Raw genomic sequence first — 16,568 nt, forward strand, 5'->3', positions numbered from 1 at the left:
CACACACTCCGTCTTTCATCGCGTGTCCCGCGACGCGCTCTTGGTTATAATCCGCCGCTTGCCGCAACCCCCGTGGAAGGATCGCGCATGTTCGAAAACCTTACAGACCGCCTCTCGCAGACGCTTCGCCATGTCACCGGCAAGGCCAAGCTGACCGAGGACAACATCAAGGACACTCTGCGCGAAGTGCGCATGGCCCTGCTCGAGGCCGACGTGGCCCTGCCGGTGGTCAAGGACTTCGTCAACAAGGTCAAGGAGCGCGCCGTCGGCACCGAGGTCTCGAAGAGCCTGACCCCGGGACAGGCGTTCGTGAAGATCGTCCGCGCCGAACTCGAGGAGTTGATGGGGGCGGCCAACGAGGACCTGGCGCTGAGCGTCGCGCCGCCGGCGGTGATCCTGATGGCCGGCCTGCAGGGCGCGGGCAAGACCACCACCGCGGGCAAGCTGGCGCGCTTCCTTAAGGAACGGAAGAAGAAGTCGGTGATGGTGGTTTCCGCCGACGTCTACCGTCCCGCCGCGATCAAGCAGCTGGAAACCCTGGCGGGCGAGGTCGGCGTAACCTTCTTCCCTTCCGACGTCAGCCAGAAGCCGGTGGCCATCGCCGAGGCGGCGATCCGCGAGGCGAGGCTGAAGTTCATCGACGTGGTGATCGTCGATACCGCAGGCCGCCTGCACATCGATGCCGACATGATGGACGAGATCAAGCAGGTGCACGCGGCGATCAAGCCGGCGGAAACCCTGTTCGTGGTCGATGCCATGACCGGCCAGGACGCCGCCAACACCGCCAAGGCCTTCAATGACGCCTTGCCGCTGACCGGCGTGGTCCTGACCAAGGTCGACGGCGACGCGCGTGGCGGTGCCGCGCTCTCGGTGCGGGCCATCACCGGCAAGCCGATCAAGTTCCTCGGCATGGGCGAAAAGAGCGAAGCGCTCGATCCGTTCCATCCCGACCGCGTGGCCTCGCGCATCCTCGGCATGGGCGACGTGCTCAGCCTGATCGAACAGGCCGAGCAGAACCTCGACCGCGACAAGGCCGAGAAGCTGGCGAAGAAGATCAAGAAGGGCAAGGGCTTCGACCTGGAAGACTTCCGCGACCAGTTGCAACAGATGAAGAACATGGGCGGCCTCGGCGGGCTCATGGACAAGCTGCCGATGCTCGGCGGGGTCAACCTGGCGCAGATGGGCAATGCCCAGGGCGCTGCGGAGAAACAGTTCAAGCAGATGGAGGCGATCATCAACTCGATGACGCCCGGCGAACGGCGCGATCCGGAAATGATCAGCGGCTCGCGCAAGCGCCGCATCGCCCTTGGCTCCGGTACCCAGGTGCAGGACGTTGGCCGGCTGATCAAGCAGCACAAGCAGATGCAGAAGATGATGAAGAAGGTCACCGCCAAGGGCGGCATGGCCAAGATGATGCGAGGCATGGGCAGCATGTTCCCGGGGGGCATGCCCAAGCTTTGATCGGACGCGCGGCCGCTGGCCACGCCGGCGGTTCCGCGCCGTCGGCCGGCGGGCGGACCGCGCGCTTCTCGCGCTCTCCGCGCCGGCCGATGGGTGGCCGAAAAAGAGATTTGCAAATTCCCCGATAATCCTTAGAATATGCGGCCTTTCGGGCCGTGGGCCCAGCGTGCATTCATTTTGCAAGCACCGACTACAGGAACGAAGTTCACATGGTAACCATCCGTCTTGCTCGTGGCGGCTCCAAAAAGCGCCCCTTCTACCACCTGACCGTGACCAACAGCCGCAATGCGCGCGATGGTCGCTTCGTCGAGCGCATCGGTTTCTTCAACCCGGTTGCGACTGGTGGCGAAGTGCGTCTGTCCGTCGACCAGGAGCGTGCTACCTACTGGCTCGCCCAGGGTGCACAGCCGTCTGAGCGCGTTGCTCAGCTGCTCAAGGACGCTGCCAAGGCAAACGCCTAAGCCGTCATGAGTGAAATGCCGACACCCGCCGACGACCTGGTCGTGATCGGCAAGATCGTTTCGGTGTACGGCATCCGCGGTGAGGTGAAGGTGTATTCCTTTACCGACCCGTTGGACAACCTGCTGGACTATCGCCGCTGGACGCTCCGGCGCGACGGCGAGATTCGGCAGGCCGAGCTGGTCAGGGGGCGCCTGCATGGCAAGGTCCTGGCCGCCAAGCTCAAGGGGCTCGACGATCGCGAAGAGGCCCGCACCTTCACCGGTTACGAGATCTGCATCCCGCGTAGCGAGTTGCCCTCTCTCGAGGAAGGTGAGTACTACTGGCACCAGTTGGAAGGCCTGAAGGTGATCGACCAGGGCGGGCAGTTGCTCGGCGTGATCGACCATCTGCTGGAAACCGGTGCCAACGATGTCATGGTGGTCAAGCCCTGCGCGGGCAGCCTGGACGACCGCGAGCGCCTGTTGCCCTACACCGGGCAATGCGTGCTGTCGATCGACCTGGCCGCTGGCGAGATGCGGGTGGACTGGGACGCGGACTTCTGATCATCCATGGACAAGCGTTTGTGGGTGGGCGTCGTCAGCATCTTTCCGGAGATGTTCCGCGCGATCAGTGACTATGGCATCACCAGCCGTGCGGTAAAGCAGGGGTTGCTCACGCTGACCTGCTGGAATCCACGGGACTACACCGAGGACCGCCACCAGACGGTGGACGACCGGCCCTTCGGCGGTGGCCCTGGCATGGTGATGAAGATCAAGCCTCTGGAGGGCGCGCTGGCGGATGCCAGGCAAGCCGCCGGGGGCAGGAAGGCGAAGGTGATCTACCTTTCGCCGCAAGGCCGCCAGCTGACGCAGGCGGGCGTACGCGAACTGGCCGAAGAGGAAGCGTTGATCCTCATCGCCGGGCGCTACGAAGGCATCGACGAGCGCTTCATCGAAGAGCACGTCGATGAAGAATGGTCGATCGGCGATTATGTCCTGTCCGGCGGTGAGTTGCCGGCCATGGTGCTGGTCGATGCAGTGACGCGGTTGCTGCCCGGTGCATTGGGTCATGCAGATTCCGCCGAGGAGGACTCCTTCACGGATGGCCTGCTCGACTGCCCGCACTACACCCGACCCGAGGTGTATGCGGACAAACGTGTTCCTGAAGTGTTGCTCAGTGGCAACCATGAACACATCCGGCGTTGGCGTTTGCAGCAGGCCCTTGGGCGGACCTGGGAACGACGCGCCGATCTTCTGGATAGCCGCTCGCTTTCTGGAGAAGAGCAGAAGCTGCTGGCGGAATACATCCGTCAGCGGGACGATAGTTAACGTATCGATGGCTGGCCGATTGCCGGTCTTAGGAGCACAGCATGACCAACAAGATCATTCAGCAGATCGAAGCTGAACAGATGAACAAAGAGATCCCGGCGTTCGCCCCCGGCGACACCGTGATCGTCCAGGTCAAGGTGAAGGAAGGCGACCGTCAGCGTCTGCAGGCCTTCGAAGGCGTCGTCATCGCCAAGCGCAACCGTGGCCTGAACAGCGCCTTCACCGTGCGCAAGATCTCCAACGGCGTGGGCGTGGAACGTACCTTCCAGACCTACAGCCCGATCGTCGACAGCCTGAGCGTCAAGCGTCGCGGCGACGTGCGCAAGGCCAAGCTGTACTACCTCCGCGCCCTGTCCGGCAAGGCCGCGCGCATCAAGGAAAAACTGGTCTAATCCGGTTCTTCTCCGAGAAAAGCAGCCCGAGGGCTGCTTTTTTCATGTCTGGCGTTCGTCTTTCCGGCGGCGCTTCCTACTGCCCACGGCAGCGCATAACCAGTACAACATCCGCGGCACCCAGGCAGCCACTCCATCCGGTATTCGTGGCATGACCCCCAGAGAGCAAGAAATCCTGCGTCGCACCGAGCTTTCCGAAACCCGTGTGACCAAGGCGGTATTCCCGCCCACCACCAATCACCACAACACCCTGTTCGGCGGGACTGCGCTGGCCTGGATGGACGAGGTCTCGTTCATCACCGCGACCCGTTTCTGCCGCCTGCCGCTGGTGACCGTCTCCACCGATCGCATCGACTTCAACCACCCGATCCCGGCGGGCTCGATCGTCGAACTGGTCGGCCGGGTGGTCAAGGTCGGCAACACCAGCCTCAAGGTGGAGGTCGAGGTGTACCTGGAAAGCATGTACGCCGACGGTCGCGAGAAGGCCATACACGGCCTGTTCAGCTTCGTCGCCATCGACGACGAAAAGCGGCCGGTTCCGGTCCTGCCGGGGTTCCCGGCCAGCCAGGCGGCTTGAGCCAGGCGGAAAGAAGGCACCCAGGGGTGCCTTTTCCATATCCCCGGACGATCCGGCCCTGGGTTGGGGTCAGGGCCGCAGGCTGATCTTCAGGGAAGCCTGGGACAGGTCGATCTGTTGCAGGCTGACGCTGCCGAACGTCTGCTCGCGCGGCGCGCCGGCAATGCGGATATTGTCGAAGCGCACCTCGCCGATACTGCTCGGCAGGCGCAGGTTGACCGAGCCGTCGGGGTTGAGCGTGCTTTGCGTCTTGCCGGTTTCGTAGCGAACGTCGCTCATCGAGGTTTCCGCCTCCAGGCTGTCGAGCACCGGCATCACCAGCTTCGCCAGTTGCTTCACCGCGGCCAGGCCGTCGCCGCCCTCGGCCTTCAGGAACAGGCCCTCGAGGCTTTCGTTGAGGCCCTGGGCGTTGACGTTGCTCATCTCGACGTCGGTCAGCGGACGCAGGTTCTTCGGCAATTCCTGGCGGCTCATGGCCGCTGGCGGCTGCATGCGCTGGATGTCGGCGCTGGCCATCTGGAACGGACTGAGCAGGGCGGCGACCAGGGTCGCGGCCAGGCGCAGGTTGGTCTGCTTCTTCAGCGCCTTCTTCAGTTGCCGTTCGCTCAGCAGGCCCTGCTCGATCAGGGTTTCGCCCAGGCGCTTGTGGTTGCTCAACTGCGCCTGGATCGCGGCGTCCAGTTGGGCGGCGCTAATCAGCCCCTTGTTGATCAGGATCTGGCCCAGGCGGGAATGTTGTTGATTGGACATGGTCATGGCCTGATGAAAAAAGAGGATGATGGCTAGATGCAATCATCCTCTTCGTGGGCTTCGTTTGTCACCCAACCTTGGATAGGGTGACGACGGTCTTTCGTCGGTTCGTTGAAGTCTAGTCGGCGATTTCCGTGGCCTGCGACTTGCTGACTGACGGTTCCGCCTCGATCAGCGACAGCAGCGTCCAGCCGGTGCCCGGCGCCAGCGTGGACTGTGGCGTGGCGACGTGCATCCTGCCGTTTGGATCGCGGGCGAACAGCAGGATCGCGGACTCGCCGTGCAGCGCCTGGTAGTCGTTCCAGCCGAAGGTGTCGGTGAGCAGGGTGGTGCGGATTTCGGCGCCGCGCGACAGCAGGCTGGCGAACTGCGCGTAGGTCAGCGGTCGCTGGCCAAGCGGGCGGCCACGGTGTTCGTCGCTGGAGCGGTGCTTGTCGGTACGCTTGGCTTCCTGGCTGGTCGGCAGGCCGAACAACTGGCGATGGCCGAACTCGTGGCGGAAGCGCATGGCCGCCAGGGTGTTCAGCTCGCCGGCCGGAGAAACCCCCAGCAAATGCCCGATGCCGACCAGGTCGAGGTGGGCTTCGGCGTGCTGCGAGGTGGGATTGCCGAAATAGGTGGGCAGGTTGTCCATGCGGGCGGCGCGGATGTTTTCCCAGCTCGAATCAGTCAGCAGCACGCGGCTGCCGAGGCTCTTCAGGGCCTTGCCGATGGCGCGCCCGACCGGATTGGCGCCGACGATCAGGTAGCCGCTGGGCGAGGGCTCGGCGACCTTCAGCAGGCGCGCCAGGGGGCGGGCGGTGGCGCTTTGCAGAACCACCGTGCCGATGATCACCAGAAAGGTCAGCGGCACCAGCAGCGCCGCCTGGGCATGGCCTTCGGCGCTCAGGCGGATGGCGAAGATCGCCGAGACCGCCGCGGCGACGATCCCGCGCGGGGCGATCCAGCTGAGCAGGGCGCGCTCGCGCCAGCTCAGCGGCGAACCCCAGGTCGACAGCGCCACGTTCAGCGGCCGGGCGACGAACTGGATCAGCAGCAGCACCAGCAGCGCCGCCGGGCCCAGGCCGAGCAGGGCATTGATGTCCAGGCGCGCGGCCAGGAGGATGAACAGGCCGGAAATCAGCAGGACGCTGAGGTTTTCCTTGAAGTGCAGGATCTGCCGTACGTCGACGCCCTTCATGTTGGCCAGGCCCATGCCCATCAGGGTGACGGCGAGCAGTCCGGATTCGTGCATCACCCGGTTCGAGGCGATGAATACGCCCAGCACCGCGGCCAGCGTCGCCAGGTTGTGCAGGTAGTCCGGCAGCCAGTGGCGGCGCAGGACGATGCCCAGCGCCCAGCCGCCGAGGATGCCGAACAGGCTGCCGCAGAGGATCACCCCGCCGAAGGTCTGCAGGCTATGCAGCCAGCCGTCGCCTTCGCCGCTGGAGATGATGAAGCTGTACACCACTACCGCCAGCAGGGCGCCGATGGGATCGATGACGATGCCTTCCCAGCGCAGGATGTTCGCCACCGCGGCCTTGGGCCGGACCACCCGCAGCATCGGGACGATCACCGTGGGCCCGGTGACCAGGGTCAGGGTGCCGAACAGCAGGGCCATTTCCCAGCTGAAGTCGAGCAGGTAGTGGGCGGCCAGGGCGATCACGCCCCAGGTCGAGAGCGCGCCGATGGTCACCATTCGGTGCACCACGGTGCCGATTTCCTTCCATTCGCTGAAATGCAGGGTCAGGCTGCCCTCGAAGAGGATCAGCGCCACCGCCAGGGATACCAGCGGGAACAGCAGGGGGCCGAACATTTCGTCCGGATCGAGCCAGCCGAGCAGGGGGCCGGCGACGATCCCGGACAGCAGCAGGAAAAGAATGGCTGGCAGGCGCAGGCGCCAGGCCAGCCATTGACTGAGCAGGGCGGCGGCACCGATGCCGCCGAGGGCGAGCAGGATAGCGTTCTGGTCCATCGAGGATTCCTTGTCAGCGTCGCTCCGCTCGTCCTGAGCCGGGGCGAACCATCGAGCCACATGGCTCCGCTTTTTCCCGCGGGCACGGGAAGCCGGCCGACCTCCTGTCGACCGGCCTGACTAACCATTACGTGGCGATGACGGCCAACGCTCGCGATAGCGCCCAGGCTATGAAAGACTAGCCGCGCTTTCATTTGGTTCGCAGCCTTCATCCATGAGTACCCTCGAACATCCCCTGATCGACCGTTTCCTCGATGCCCTGTGGCTGGAAAAAGGCCTTGCCGACAACACCCGCGAGGCTTATCGCAACGACCTCCAGCAGTTCAACGCCTGGCTCGATGGCCGCGGGTTGCGCCTGGAGGGCATCGGCCGCGACGCCATCCTCGATCACCTGGCCTGGCGCCTGGAACAGGGCTACAAGGCTCGCTCGACCGCGCGCTTCCTCTCCGGCCTGCGTGGCTTCTACCGCTATTGCCTGCGCGACGGCCTGATCGCCGAGGATCCCACCTTGCAGGTGGACCTGCCGCAACTGGGCAAGCCGTTGCCGAAATCCCTCTCCGAAGCGGACGTCGAGGCATTGCTGGCGGCGCCGGAAGTCGACGACCCGCTGGGCCTGCGCGATCGCACCATGCTCGAAGTGCTGTATGCCTGCGGCCTGCGGGTCAGCGAACTGGTCGGCCTGACCCTGGAGCAGGTCAACCTGCGCCAGGGCGTGGTCAAGGTCTTCGGCAAGGGCAGCAAGGAGCGCCTGGTGCCGCTCGGCGAGGAAGCCATCGGCTGGCTCGAACGCTACCTGCGCGAGGCCCGCGGCGACCTGCTCGGCGGGCGGCCCAGCGACGTGCTGTTCCCCAGCCTGCGCGGCGAACAGATGACCCGCCAGACCTTCTGGCATCGCATCAAGCATCACGCGCAGGTGGCGGCGATCGGCACGTCGATTTCGCCGCACACCCTGCGCCACGCCTTCGCCACCCACCTGCTCAACCATGGCGCCGACCTGCGGGTGGTGCAGATGCTGCTCGGCCACAGCGACCTGTCGACCACCCAGATCTATACCCATATCGCCCGGGCCCGCCTCCAGGATCTGCACGCACGCCACCACCCGCGAGGCTGACGCTTTGTCCGAAAAGTCCGTACCTATCCGAAAAGAGGCGCTTTCGTAGCGTTCTGCGACAAGCGTCGGGCCCGTCGGGATAGCGGTCTATGGTAGGCTTCGCCGACCGCACGACAGGAGTGACACATGCGCGTGACCCGTTTTCTGGCTGCTGCCGCCCTCGGCCTGATGAGTACCCTGGCCCTGGCAGACAATGCCGATCAGAACATCCGCAAGACCCTGCAGGCCCTGCAACCGGACCTGCCCATCGACTCCATCGCCAGCAGCCCGCTGCAGGGGCTCTACCAGGTGCAGCTGAAGGGCGGCCGGGTGCTCTACGCCAGCGCCGACGGCCAGTTCGTCATGCAGGGCTACCTCTACCAGGTGAAGGACGGCAAGCCGGTCAACCTGACCGAGAAGGCCGAGAGCCAGGCGATCGCCAAGGCGATCAACGGCGTGCCCGCCAGCGAGATGGTGGTGTATCCGGCCAAGGGCCAGGCCAAGGCGCACATCACGGTGTTCACCGATACCACCTGCCCGTACTGCCAGAAGCTGCATGCCGAGGTGCCGGACCTGACCGAGCAGGGGATCGAGGTGCGCTACATGGCGTTCCCGCGCCAGGGGCCGCAGTCGGCGGGCGACAAGCAACTGCAGGCGGTCTGGTGTGCGAAGGAGCCGACCAAGGCGATGGACGCCATGATGAACGGCAAGGAGATCAAGTCTTCCGAGTGCAAGAACCCGGTCGACAAGCAGTTCCAGATGGGCCAGATGGTCGGGGTGCAGGGAACGCCGGCGATCGTCCTCGCCAACGGCCAGTTGCTTCCCGGCTACCAGCCGGCCAAGCAGTTGGCCAAGCTGGCGCTGGAGGCCAAATAGCGCCGGGTCTGCCGAACAATTGACTAATAAAGAGCCGCTTCGTAATGTGCGGCTCTTTTGTTTTCATCATTGGCGATTTCCGTCGCCCGCTGGCGGAATCCATCGCCAGGATGTGTCGTGGCCCGTACAGTGGTCGCGTCAACCTCGATTCGATCGGGGAACCATAGCAGGCCGGCGCGTCCGGCCGTCGTAGGTGAGATGGGGAGTTCCAGCGTGAAACCGGTCAAAGTAGGCATCTGTGGGTTGGGGACCGTCGGTGGCGGTACCTTCAATGTACTCGAACGCAACGCCGAGGAGATTGCCCGCCGTGCCGGGCGCGGTATCGAGGTTGCGCAGATCGCCGCCCGCCGGCCGAACCCGAAGTGCGATACCGGTGCGACCCCCATCACCGCCGATATCTTCGACGTAGCGTGCAATCCCGAGATCGACGTGGTCGTCGAGTTGATCGGCGGCTACACCCTGGCCCACGAGCTGGTGCTCAAGGCCATCGAGAACGGCAAGCACGTGGTCACCGCGAACAAGGCGCTGATCGCCGTGCACGGCAACGAGATCTTCGCCAAGGCCCGCGAGAAGGGCGTGATCGTCGCCTTCGAGGCCGCTGTCGCCGGCGGCATCCCGGTGATCAAGGCGATCCGCGAGGGGCTGTCGGCCAACCGCATCAACTGGCTGGCCGGGATCATCAACGGTACCGGCAACTTCATCCTCAGCGAAATGCGCGAGAAGGGCCGTACCTTCCCCGACGTGCTCGCCGAGGCTCAGGCCCTGGGCTATGCCGAGGCCGACCCGACCTTCGACGTGGAAGGCATCGACGCCGCCCACAAGCTGACCATCCTCGCCTCGATCGCCTTCGGCATTCCGCTGCAGTTCGACAAGGCCTACACCGAAGGCATCTCGAAGCTGACCAGCGCCGACGTCAACTACGCCGACGCCCTCGGCTATCGCATCAAGCACCTGGGCGTGGCGCGTCGCACCGAGAGCGGCTTCGAGCTGCGCGTGCACCCGACCCTGATTCCCTCGGATCGCCTGATCGCCAACGTCAACGGCGTGATGAACGCGGTGATGGTCAACGGCGACGCCGTCGGCTCGACCCTCTACTACGGCGCCGGTGCCGGCATGGAGCCGACCGCTTCCTCGGTGGTGGCCGACCTCGTCGACGTGGTCCGCGCCATGACCTCCGATCCGGAGAACCGCGTACCGCACCTGGCGTTCCAGCCGGACGCGCTGTCCGACCACCCGATCCTGCCGATCGAAGCCTGCGAAAGCGCCTACTACCTGCGCATCCAGGCCAAGGACCACCCGGGCGTACTGGCCCAGGTGGCCACCATCCTGTCCGAGCGCGGCATCAACATCGAATCGATCATGCAGAAGGAGGCCGAGGAACAGGACGGCCTGGTGCCGATGATCCTGGTTACCCACCGGGTCATCGAACAACGCATCAACGATGCCATCGCCGCCCTGGAAGCGCTGGAAGGCGTGTCCGGGCCGGTGGTCCGCATCCGTGTCGAACAACTGAATTGATCGAACGCCGGGCGCCGTTCGCGGGCCCGCGTCAACAGCGAAGGTTTTGAACATGCGTTACATCAGCACCCGCGGCCAAGCGCCCACCCTGAACTTCGAAGATGTCCTCCTCGCCGGCCTGGCCAGCGACGGCGGCCTCTACGTCCCGGAAAACCTGCCACGCTTCACCCTCGAGGAGATCGCCTCCTGGGTCGGCCTGCCCTACCACGAGCTGGCCTTCCGGGTGATGCGCCCGTTCGTCGCCGGCAGCATCGCCGATGCCGACTTCAAGAAGATCCTCGAGGAAACCTATGGCGTCTTCGCCCATGACGCAGTGGCGCCGCTGCGCCAGTTGAACGGCAACGAATGGGTGCTGGAGCTGTTCCACGGCCCGACCCTGGCCTTCAAGGACTTCGCCCTGCAACTGCTCGGCCGCCTGCTCGACCATGTGCTGGCCAAGCGCGGCGAGCGCGTGGTGATCATGGGAGCCACCTCCGGCGATACCGGCTCCGCGGCCATCGAAGGCTGCCGCCGTTGCGACAACGTCGACATCTTCATCATGCACCCGCACAACCGCGTGTCCGAGGTGCAGCGCCGGCAGATGACTACCATCCTCGGCGACAACATCCACAACATCGCCATCGAAGGCAACTTCGACGACTGCCAGGAGATGGTCAAGGCCAGCTTCGCCGACCAGGGCTTCCTCAAGGGTACCCGCCTGGTAGCGGTGAACTCGATCAACTGGGCGCGGATCATGGCCCAGATCGTCTACTACTTCCATGCCGCGCTGCAGCTCGGCGCGCCGCATCGCTCGGTGGCGTTCTCGGTGCCGACCGGCAACTTCGGCGACATCTTCGCCGGCTACCTGGCGCGCAACATGGGCCTGCCGGTCAGCCAACTGATCGTCGCGACCAACCGCAACGACATCCTGCACCGCTTCATGAGCGGCAACCGCTACGACAAGGACACCCTGCATCCCTCGCTGTCGCCGTCGATGGATATCATGGTCTCGTCCAACTTCGAACGCCTGCTGTTCGACCTGCACGGCCGCAACGGCAAGGCCGTCGCCGAACTGCTGGATGCCTTCAAGGCCAGCGGCAAGCTGTCGGTGGAAGACCAGCGCTGGACCGAGGCGCGCAAGCTGTTCGACTCCCTGGCGGTCAGCGACGAGCAGACCTGCGAGACCATCGCCGAGGTATACCGCTCCTGTGGCGAGTTGCTCGACCCGCACACCGCCATTGGCGTGCGTGCCGCCCGCGAATGCCGGCGCAGCCTGAGCGTGCCGATGGTGACCCTGGGCACTGCGCATCCGGTCAAGTTCCCCGAAGCGGTGGAGAAGGCCGGCATCGGCCAGGCGCCGGCGCTGCCTGCGCACCTCGCCGACCTGTTCGAGCGCGAGGAGCGCTGCACCGTATTGCCGAACGAGCTGGCCAAGGTACAGGCTTTCGTCAGCCAGTACGGCAATCGCGGCAAGCCGCTCTGAGCCTGTCGTGAAGGGAAAAAGCCCGCCTTGATGGCGGGCTTTTTCATGTCTTCTCAAAGGGCGGCGGCGAGTTTGTTGCGCGAGGGGCGGAGCAGTCTCAGCGGATCGTTGAACTGGATGTCGCTGGCCAGCTTGTAGTAGCGCCCGACGAAATAGTCGCGGGCCTGGGCATCGTTCTTTCCCTGGTACAGCGCCCAGGCGACGCTGATGCCGGCGAACTCGTTGTACTCGATCTGTCGCAGCGGGCTGAAGTGGGTCGCCGTGGTGGCCGTGGCGCCCCAGGCGGGCACGTCGCGGATCAACGGGCCCTGCCAGAGGATCGGCCAACTGAGCGGCGGCACGACCACATCGGCCAGTCCGGTCAGCAGCAGGGTCGGGGTCTTTACCGTGGAACCGATGGCCAGGGGGCCTGGCTCGATCGGCAGGGCGCCGACCAGCTTCAACCGTGGCTCGATGAGTTGCAGGGCTTGTGCAGAGAGGCTGGCGCTCTGCAGCGTGGCCTGGCCGCCGGCGGAGTGCCCGGCGACCAGCGTCCGGGAAAAGTCGGCCCGGCCATGCAGGGCCGAGGCCGGGTCCCTGTCCAGTTTCGCGACCTCGAGGATGCCGAGGGCGTGCATCAGCGGGAAGGAGTTGATGAAGTCGGAAGAGATCACCACGATGAAGCCGTGGCTGGCCCATAGCTTCATCAGTTCGTGATAGTTGCCGGCGTTGGAAAGTATGCCGCCGACGAAGGTGATGACCGGAAGCTTGGCGTCGGACGCGGCGATGTCCGCCGGATAGTAGACGCTGGTACTGATCGGGCTGGCGAAGCCATAGGGGAAAGCCTCGTTGCAGTGGATCGAGCCGTCCAGCAGGACGATCCTGGCGATGGTCCCGACGAAGCCACGGCAATCGGCGAGCACGGCGGTGCTGGCGATCTCGGTGTCGGCGACCGGACGCGCGTACTGGTCGTTGGCCAGGCCGACGGCGCCGAACAGCAGTGAGCCCTGTGCCGTGCCGGCGGCGAATGCCAGCGCGAGGATGAAGGCGCGCCAGGCGCCGCAGGGGGATGCGAAGGCAGTCATGAGATCCTCGCTGTTCGACACGCAGGGGGAAGTCTCGTTGTTACTGCCTGACGGACGCGCCGGATACTGCAATTTCAAGCAGGTGAAGGCGTTGCGCGAGGGTGGGATGGTTGGAGTTTTTCCCGGTGCTTTCCTTATAGCGGGCTGATCGTTGCGTTGGCCTGGCTCAGCTCGAATGGCTATTTGCGCCGGCTCGTGGCCTTTCGCCAGATGCTGCCGTTAGTCCGGTAAATGCTTGCATCGACGAACCCTATTCGCGTTTTTTCGGTCTTTGACGAGTCTTATCGTCGAAACAGGAGACCTGATTTGGACAGCCTGAAGCAACGACTGGCCGATGCCTTCGCTCCCCATCCCTTCACCCTCAGCCAGCCCCGGCCCGATGGCGGACGGGTGGTCACGCTGGTCGATCCGCAGGGGGAAACCCTGTTGCAGCGGGTCATCGCCAAGGTGCAGTTGAACGACGAAAGCTATCTCGAGGATGCCGTGCAGACCATTCGCCGGGAATTGCAGGTGCTGGTCGGGCGGATGGAGGAAGACGTGCTGGCGACCTTCCGCGAGCGGGATCACGTGCTGCTGTATTCGTCGCGCTAGCGCCGTCTCGTTCGAGGGCGCGTTGCGCATCGGGCGGTCAGGCGAAGGCGCGCGCCGGTGCAGCGGCTCTTGCCGGATGGCGCCATGCTCGTGGAAGCGTGCGGATAACCCCTCTCCCTGGCTGGATAGGGGAGAGGGGCCGCCCTGTCCGCGGAGCACCGATGAAGGGCTCCGCGTACCGTTCAGATGGCGCCTTCCCGGCGCAGGGCGGCGATGCCCTCGCTGTCGTAGCCCAGCTCGGCGAGCAGGGCATCGGTATGCTCGCCCAGTTCCGGGCCTACCCAATCCGCCGAGCCTGGCGTGGCGGACAGCTTGGGCACGATGCCAGGCATGCGGAGTGGCTTACCGTCCGGCAAGCGTGCCGAGAGGAACATCTCGCGGGCAAGGAATTGCGGATCGCGGAACATGTCTTCGGCGGAGTAGATGCGGCTGGCCGGGACTTCGGCTCGCGCCAGCACCGCCAGCACTTCCTCCAGGGGCTGCGAGGCGACCCAGCGGTCGATAACCCCATAGAGTTCGTCGCGGCGCGCATCGCGCCCGTCGTTGCTGGCCAGTCGCGGGTCGCTGGCCAGGTCGTCGCGGCCGATGGCATGCATGAAGCGGCGGAAGATCGCGTCGCCGTTGGCGCCGATCTGTACGTGGCGGCCATCGGCGCTGGTGTGGATGGAGGAGGGGGTGATGCCTGGCATGATGTTGCCGGTGCGCTCGCGGATGAAACCGAACACGTCGAATTCCGGAACCATGCTTTCCATCATGGCGAAGATCGCCTCGTAGAGGGCGACGTCGACCATCTGTCCCTCGCCGCCGTTGACCTCGCGGTGTCGCAGCGCCATCAGCGCGCCGATCACGCCCCACAGGGCGGCGATCGAGTCGCCGATGGAAATCCCGGTGCGAACCGGCGGGCGGTCCTCGAAGCCGGTAATGTAGCGCAGTCCGCCCATCGACTCGCCGACCGCGCCGAAGCCCGGCTGGTCCTTGTAGGGACCGGTCTGGCCGAAGCCCGACAGGCGCACCATCACCAGGCGCGGGTTCAGCGCGTGGAGGACATCCCAGCCCAGGCCGAGCTTTTCCAGTACGCCGGGGCGAAAGTTCTCGATCAGGATGTCGGCATCGCCGAGCAGGCGTTTCAGGATCGCCTGGCCCTCGGCGTGCTTGAGATTGAGGGTCAGGGATTTCTTGTTGCGTGCCTGAACGAACCACCACAGCGAGGTGCCTTCGTAGAGCTTGCGCCACTTGCGCAGTGGGTCGCCGCCGTCGGGCGACTCGATCTTGATCACTTCGGCGCCGAACTCGGCGCAGATCCGCGAGGCGAAAGGGCCGGCGATCAGGGTGCCAAGCTCGACCACCTTCAGGCCGGCCAGCGGTTTGGGCGAATGTTCCATGCGGTGTCCGTCAGGCTGCAGTGTGCGCATAGCCTAGAGCATTTGCCGGCGGTGCGGGCGGGTGCCGCGGTAGGGTGAGACGTTTCCCGTTTTTTCCCGATATGCCCGGCGGTCCTTCAATTCCTTTTGCATAGAGGGTTTAATGCGGGAGTCGATACAGGATGTAGCGCGCCAGACACCGAGCCAGGGAGGCCCCTCGTGCCATTTCTTTCTCTCTTTCCTCCCCGTGTTTCTTTTCCATGCTCCGGCCGGCCCGGCGTAGATATGCGCGTGCGTTGGATTTTATTACATGTGAGCTGTTGAAATCTTACATGTGATCTCGTAGTGTGAGTCCATGCAACGGAAATCATCAGCCCATTATCAGCGTGTCTTTCGCCAGCGCCTGCGCGAGCAGGGCCTGGTGAAGAAGGAAGTCTGGATCTTGCCGGAGAACGCCGCGGCGCTCGCCGGCATCGAGCGGATGCTGCGTCGCCCGGCTGCCGGAGCGGCTCATTTGGAGAAGGAGGAAGACATGACGGAAGCCCGGGTATGGAACGCTCGCTCGCTGGCCGAGGCCCTGAGCGGCACCGAGCTGTTCAGCAGCGGCGAGGCCCAGATCGAGCTGATCGAGGGGGCGGAAGCGAGTCTCTACGTGATCATGCGCGAATACGGCGACCTGCCGGTGTTCGTCGCGCCCCAGGGCGAGCAGATCATCGTCGAGGCGCTGCTCTGGCCGGAAAGCGACGTTACCGACGCGACCGCCTTCAACGAAGAGGTCCTGCTCAGCCGGCAACTGTTCCCGCTGTCGAGCATCGGCCTGCTCAACCTGCCGGGCGAGGAGCGCTGCTACAGCATGTTCGGCGCGTTGAGCACGACTTCGTCGCTGGCCAGCGTGCTGCACGAAATCGAAACCCTGGCCGGCAACGTGATCCGCGCCACGGAAGTCTACGCCGGCTACCTGAAAGCCCGGGCCTGAGGGAGGACACCATCATGACGGTATGGAGCAAGCTGCTGAGCGCCCTGCGCGGCGGAGCCAACGAGGTTGGCGAGGCGATCGTCGACAGCCAGGCGCTGCGCATCCTCGACCAGGAGATCCGCGACGCCGACGTCGAACTGCGCAAGTCGCGGGAAGCGCTGGCCTCGATCATGGCCCGCCACCGCCTGGCCCAGGAGCGCGTCGAGAAGGGCGCGGCCCAGGTCGCCGAGTACGAGCAATACGCGATCAAGGCACTGGAGGCCGGCAACGAGGAGCTGGCCCGGGAGGTCGCGGAGAAGATCGCGACCCTGGAGAACCAGCTCGAGGGCGAGCGTGCCCAGGTCGCGGAATTCGCCGCCAGCGTAGCCCAGTTGCGCAAGTCGGTGAGCCAGGCCGAAGGCAACATCCGCCAACTCAAGCAACAGGTGGATACGGTCAAGGCCACCGAGAGCGTGCAGAAGGCGCAGATGGCCGTTGCCCAGCGCTACGGCAACTCGAAGAGCAAGCTGCAGACCGCGGTGGACTCCCTGGAGCGGATCAAGCAGCGCCAGGCCGAACGCGCGGCGACCATGGATGCCGCGGCCGAACTGGCCAGCGCGGCGGCGCCGGACGATGCGCTGGACGCCAAGCTGCGCGCGGCCGGGATCAAGGCCTCGGGCAACAGCGTGGATGGCGTGCTGGCGCGCCTGAAGGAAAAGGGCAAGGCCTGATAGGCCCGCGGCCCGGC

Annotated in this window: 17 protein-coding genes; 13 read left to right on the forward strand and 4 right to left on the reverse strand. The window is 65.0% G+C overall.

What is annotated here, in order from left to right; translation table 11 throughout:
- The first annotated feature begins 87 nt into the window (after window positions 1-87).
- The 6 genes from ffh (at window position 88) to VQ067_RS06530 (ending at window position 4,199) form a co-directional block, all read left to right on the forward strand.
- A complete protein-coding gene (gene ffh, locus VQ067_RS06505; RefSeq protein ID WP_003092645.1) occupies window positions 88-1,461 on the forward strand; it encodes a signal recognition particle protein in 1,374 nt (457 codons plus the stop codon).
- Between the two features lie 209 nt (window positions 1,462-1,670).
- Window positions 1,671-1,922 carry a 30S ribosomal protein S16 gene (gene rpsP, locus VQ067_RS06510; RefSeq protein WP_003109644.1) on the forward strand — a complete coding sequence of 84 codons (252 nt, stop codon included), beginning with the start codon at window positions 1,671-1,673 and terminating at the stop codon, window positions 1,920-1,922.
- Between the two features lie 15 nt (window positions 1,923-1,937).
- Window positions 1,938-2,465, forward strand: a complete 528-nt coding sequence (gene rimM / locus VQ067_RS06515; protein WP_003092640.1) for a ribosome maturation factor RimM — start codon at window positions 1,938-1,940, stop codon at window positions 2,463-2,465.
- 6 nt (window positions 2,466-2,471) lie between these two features.
- Window positions 2,472-3,230 (forward strand): tRNA (guanosine(37)-N1)-methyltransferase TrmD, encoded by a 759-nt coding sequence (gene trmD / locus VQ067_RS06520; RefSeq protein WP_003119312.1) that lies wholly within the window; start codon window positions 2,472-2,474, stop codon window positions 3,228-3,230.
- Window positions 3,231-3,271: 41 nt separating this feature from the next.
- Window positions 3,272-3,622 (forward strand): 50S ribosomal protein L19, encoded by a 351-nt coding sequence (gene rplS, locus VQ067_RS06525; RefSeq protein ID WP_003092637.1) that lies wholly within the window; start codon window positions 3,272-3,274, stop codon window positions 3,620-3,622.
- A gap of 151 nt (window positions 3,623-3,773) precedes the next feature.
- The gene (locus VQ067_RS06530; protein ID WP_003092635.1) at window positions 3,774-4,199 is read left to right on the forward strand and encodes an acyl-CoA thioesterase; all 426 of its coding nucleotides are present in this window, start codon (window positions 3,774-3,776) and stop codon (window positions 4,197-4,199) included.
- A 69-nt stretch (window positions 4,200-4,268) separates the two neighbouring features.
- Here VQ067_RS06530 and VQ067_RS06535 read toward each other — a convergent pair whose 3' ends face one another.
- Window positions 4,269-4,955, reverse strand: coding sequence for a hypothetical protein (locus VQ067_RS06535; RefSeq protein WP_003092633.1), 687 nt, complete (start codon window positions 4,953-4,955; stop codon window positions 4,269-4,271).
- Between the two features lie 112 nt (window positions 4,956-5,067).
- Window positions 5,068-6,903 carry a cation:proton antiporter gene (locus VQ067_RS06540; protein ID WP_016562207.1) on the reverse strand — a complete coding sequence of 612 codons (1,836 nt, stop codon included), beginning with the start codon at window positions 6,901-6,903 and terminating at the stop codon, window positions 5,068-5,070.
- Between the two features lie 214 nt (window positions 6,904-7,117).
- Between VQ067_RS06540 and xerD the strand changes: the two genes are divergently transcribed.
- From xerD to thrC, 4 genes are all read left to right on the forward strand, one after another.
- Window positions 7,118-8,014, forward strand: a complete 897-nt coding sequence (gene xerD, locus VQ067_RS06545) for a site-specific tyrosine recombinase XerD (RefSeq protein ID WP_003092629.1) — start codon at window positions 7,118-7,120, stop codon at window positions 8,012-8,014.
- A 126-nt stretch (window positions 8,015-8,140) separates the two neighbouring features.
- Window positions 8,141-8,869 carry a bifunctional protein-disulfide isomerase/oxidoreductase DsbC gene (gene dsbC / locus VQ067_RS06550; protein WP_003092626.1) on the forward strand — a complete coding sequence of 243 codons (729 nt, stop codon included), beginning with the start codon at window positions 8,141-8,143 and terminating at the stop codon, window positions 8,867-8,869.
- A gap of 213 nt (window positions 8,870-9,082) precedes the next feature.
- Window positions 9,083-10,387 (forward strand): homoserine dehydrogenase, encoded by a 1,305-nt coding sequence (locus VQ067_RS06555; protein ID WP_003109642.1) that lies wholly within the window; start codon window positions 9,083-9,085, stop codon window positions 10,385-10,387.
- 52 nt (window positions 10,388-10,439) lie between these two features.
- Window positions 10,440-11,849: a threonine synthase gene (gene thrC, locus VQ067_RS06560; RefSeq protein WP_033991062.1), complete on the forward strand. Its 1,410-nt coding sequence runs from the start codon at window positions 10,440-10,442 to the stop codon at window positions 11,847-11,849.
- 53 nt (window positions 11,850-11,902) lie between these two features.
- Here thrC and VQ067_RS06565 read toward each other — a convergent pair whose 3' ends face one another.
- The gene (locus VQ067_RS06565) at window positions 11,903-12,913 is read right to left on the reverse strand and encodes a poly(ethylene terephthalate) hydrolase family protein (RefSeq protein WP_033991064.1); all 1,011 of its coding nucleotides are present in this window, start codon (window positions 12,911-12,913) and stop codon (window positions 11,903-11,905) included.
- Between the two features lie 306 nt (window positions 12,914-13,219).
- On the opposite strand from VQ067_RS06565, the gene VQ067_RS06570 reads away from it, so the two are divergent.
- The gene (locus VQ067_RS06570; protein ID WP_003092618.1) at window positions 13,220-13,504 is read left to right on the forward strand and encodes a DUF3509 domain-containing protein; all 285 of its coding nucleotides are present in this window, start codon (window positions 13,220-13,222) and stop codon (window positions 13,502-13,504) included.
- A 182-nt stretch (window positions 13,505-13,686) separates the two neighbouring features.
- Here VQ067_RS06570 and VQ067_RS06575 read toward each other — a convergent pair whose 3' ends face one another.
- Window positions 13,687-14,916: a CaiB/BaiF CoA transferase family protein gene (locus VQ067_RS06575; protein ID WP_074241033.1), complete on the reverse strand. Its 1,230-nt coding sequence runs from the start codon at window positions 14,914-14,916 to the stop codon at window positions 13,687-13,689.
- Between the two features lie 304 nt (window positions 14,917-15,220).
- Here VQ067_RS06575 and bacA point away from each other — a divergent pair, with 304 nt between their 5' ends.
- Together bacA and VQ067_RS06585 are read left to right on the forward strand one after the other, a co-directional pair.
- On the forward strand, window positions 15,221-15,841 hold the full coding sequence (gene bacA, locus VQ067_RS06580) for a biofilm formation regulator BacA (RefSeq protein WP_003092612.1): 621 nt from the start codon (window positions 15,221-15,223) through the stop codon (window positions 15,839-15,841).
- A 14-nt stretch (window positions 15,842-15,855) separates the two neighbouring features.
- On the forward strand, window positions 15,856-16,551 hold the full coding sequence (locus tag VQ067_RS06585) for a PspA/IM30 family protein (RefSeq protein ID WP_003092609.1): 696 nt from the start codon (window positions 15,856-15,858) through the stop codon (window positions 16,549-16,551).
- Window positions 16,552-16,568 lie beyond the last annotated feature (17 nt).

Source organism: Pseudomonas sp. KBN12P06040 (assembly GCF_037574965.1).
Classification (GTDB): Bacteria; Pseudomonadota; Gammaproteobacteria; order Pseudomonadales; family Pseudomonadaceae; genus Pseudomonas; species Pseudomonas aeruginosa.

Bases quoted from the DNA above. Each gene is read 5' to 3' on its own strand.
- ffh (WP_003092645.1), top strand. From the start codon at position 88: ATGTTCGAAAACCTTACAGACCGCCTCTCGCAGACGCTTCGCCATGTC.
- rpsP (WP_003109644.1), top strand. From the start codon at position 1,671: ATGGTAACCATCCGTCTTGCTCGTGGCGGCTCCAAAAAGCGCCCCTTC.
- rimM (WP_003092640.1), top strand. From the start codon at position 1,938: ATGCCGACACCCGCCGACGACCTGGTCGTGATCGGCAAGATCGTTTCG.
- trmD (WP_003119312.1), top strand. From the start codon at position 2,472: ATGGACAAGCGTTTGTGGGTGGGCGTCGTCAGCATCTTTCCGGAGATG.
- rplS (WP_003092637.1), top strand. From the start codon at position 3,272: ATGACCAACAAGATCATTCAGCAGATCGAAGCTGAACAGATGAACAAA.
- VQ067_RS06530 (WP_003092635.1), top strand. From the start codon at position 3,774: ATGACCCCCAGAGAGCAAGAAATCCTGCGTCGCACCGAGCTTTCCGAA.
- VQ067_RS06535 (WP_003092633.1), bottom strand. From the start codon at position 4,955: ATGACCATGTCCAATCAACAACATTCCCGCCTGGGCCAGATCCTGATC.
- VQ067_RS06540 (WP_016562207.1), bottom strand. From the start codon at position 6,903: ATGGACCAGAACGCTATCCTGCTCGCCCTCGGCGGCATCGGTGCCGCC.
- xerD (WP_003092629.1), top strand. From the start codon at position 7,118: ATGAGTACCCTCGAACATCCCCTGATCGACCGTTTCCTCGATGCCCTG.
- dsbC (WP_003092626.1), top strand. From the start codon at position 8,141: ATGCGCGTGACCCGTTTTCTGGCTGCTGCCGCCCTCGGCCTGATGAGT.
- thrC (WP_033991062.1), top strand. From the start codon at position 10,440: ATGCGTTACATCAGCACCCGCGGCCAAGCGCCCACCCTGAACTTCGAA.
- VQ067_RS06565 (WP_033991064.1), bottom strand. From the start codon at position 12,913: ATGACTGCCTTCGCATCCCCCTGCGGCGCCTGGCGCGCCTTCATCCTC.
- VQ067_RS06575 (WP_074241033.1), bottom strand. From the start codon at position 14,916: ATGCGCACACTGCAGCCTGACGGACACCGCATGGAACATTCGCCCAAA.
- bacA (WP_003092612.1), top strand. From the start codon at position 15,221: ATGCAACGGAAATCATCAGCCCATTATCAGCGTGTCTTTCGCCAGCGC.
- VQ067_RS06585 (WP_003092609.1), top strand. From the start codon at position 15,856: ATGACGGTATGGAGCAAGCTGCTGAGCGCCCTGCGCGGCGGAGCCAAC.